1 protein-coding gene is annotated in these 371 nt (G+C 59.3%); it reads left to right on the plus strand.

The window, feature by feature from the left end:
- Positions 1 to 371, plus strand: a 371-nt coding sequence (locus tag P0G09_RS15990; protein WP_275253149.1) for a type I-E CRISPR-associated protein Cas7/Cse4/CasC, incomplete at both ends; no start/stop codon positions are given.

Here is a 371-nt window from a genome sequence, read left to right on the forward strand (position 1 = left end):
GCGAGGAGAAGGATGACTACAAAAAGGCCCTGAAGGAGAACCCTTCGGTGGACATGGCTCTGGTTGGCCGGATGGTCGCCAGCGATCCTTCCCTGAATTACGATGCCGCTGCTCAGGTGGCCCACAGCATCTCCTCCCATGCCGTACAGAACGAGTTTGATTACTTCACCGCTGTGGATGACTGTGCCCCGGAGGATTCGGCTGGCGCGGGCCATCTGGGCACGGTGGAGTACAACTCTTCCACCCTGTATCGCTATGCCACCGTCAACATGGTGGAACTGACGCACCTGCTTGGGGCTAAAAAGGCAGCCCAGGCTGTCCGGGTGTTCGGCGAAGCCTTCATCCGCTCCATGCCCACCGGAAAGCAGAAC

Source organism: Faecalibacterium sp. DFI.5.82, assembly GCF_029076575.1.
In the GTDB taxonomy this organism is placed as follows: domain Bacteria; phylum Bacillota; class Clostridia; order Oscillospirales; family Ruminococcaceae; genus Faecalibacterium; species Faecalibacterium duncaniae.